This window comes from Eggerthella sp. (assembly GCF_048329335.1).
GTDB classification, from domain to species: domain Bacteria; phylum Actinomycetota; class Coriobacteriia; order Coriobacteriales; family Eggerthellaceae; genus Eggerthella; species Eggerthella lenta.
In genome coordinates this window covers 1-1,162 of the sequence record NZ_DBFEGU010000457.1, presented here as the reverse complement: position 1 = coordinate 1,162, position 1,162 = coordinate 1, and the positions used below count along the sequence as shown (strand labels likewise).

Annotated in this window: 1 protein-coding gene; it reads left to right on the top strand. The window is 68.2% G+C overall.

Annotated elements, in window-relative coordinates; all coding sequences use genetic code 11:
* On the top strand, positions 1–1,162 hold a 1,162-nt coding region (locus tag ACMO6A_RS14120; protein ID WP_418471450.1), incomplete at both ends, for a DUF3516 domain-containing protein.

Here is a 1,162-nt window from a genome sequence, read left to right as displayed (position 1 = left end):
CTTCTCGCAGGACGCCGCCCTGGCGACGGCGCAGTCGCTCGCCAACTTCGGCATCGCCGGCAAGGAGCAGCGCGAGAGGATCAAGGAGGCGTCGAGCGGGACCCGCTTCACCACGGCGTTCGGCAAGACGCTCAAGCGCCTGCTGGCGAGCGGCGTGGGCGTGCACCACGCGGGCATGCTGCCGCGCTACCGACTGCTCGTGGAGAAGCTGGCCCAGCAGGGCCTCCTGCCCGTCATCTGCGGCACCGACACGCTGGGCGTGGGCATCAACGTGCCCATCCACACCGTGGTGCTCACGCAGCTCACGAAGTTCGACGGCTACAAGATGCGCCGCCTGCGCGCTCGCGAGTTCCATCAGATCGTGGGCCGCGCGGGGCGCTCGGGCTTCGACACCGAGGGCATGGTGATCGCCGAGGCACCCGAGCACGACATCGAGAACGCGAAGCTCATGGCGAAGGCGGGCGACGACCCGAAGAAGATCCGCAAGGTCAAGAAGAAGCAGCCGCCCGAGGGCTTCGTCACCTGGAACAAGCAGACCTTCGAGCGCCTCATCGCGGCGGTGCCCGAGACGTTGAAGCCGCGCATGAAGATCACCCATTCCATGGTGCTGTCCGAGGTCGTGCAGGGTGGCGACGCGTACGGCCGCGTGCGCAAGCTCATCGACGACTCGGCTCAGACCGACGAGGAGAAGCGGGCGCTCGTCGTGCGCACGGACGAGATATTCGACACGCTGACCAGCGCCGACGTCATCGAGCAGGTGGAGGGCGAAGGGGGCGTCGTCGAGTACGCATGCACGGTGGACCTGCCGGAGGACTTCGCGCTCGACCAGCCGCTGTCGCCGTTTCTGCTGGCGGCGCTGGAGCTTTTGGACCCGGAGAGCGACTCGTTCGCCCTCGACGTCATCTCCATGGCCGAGGCAACGCTGGAGAACCCGCGGCAGGTGCTGCGCGCGCAGGAGCGCGCCGCGCGCGACAAGGCCATGCAGGATATGAAGGCCGACGGCGTCGAGTACGAGGAGCGCCTGGAGCGTCTCGCCGAGATCACGTACCCGCGCCCGTTGGAGGAGCTGCTGGACGCGGCGTTCGAGCGCTACTGCCAGGAGGTGCCGTGGGCGCGCGACTTCCAGCTGGAGCCGAAGTCGGTGCTGCGCGACATGCTGGAG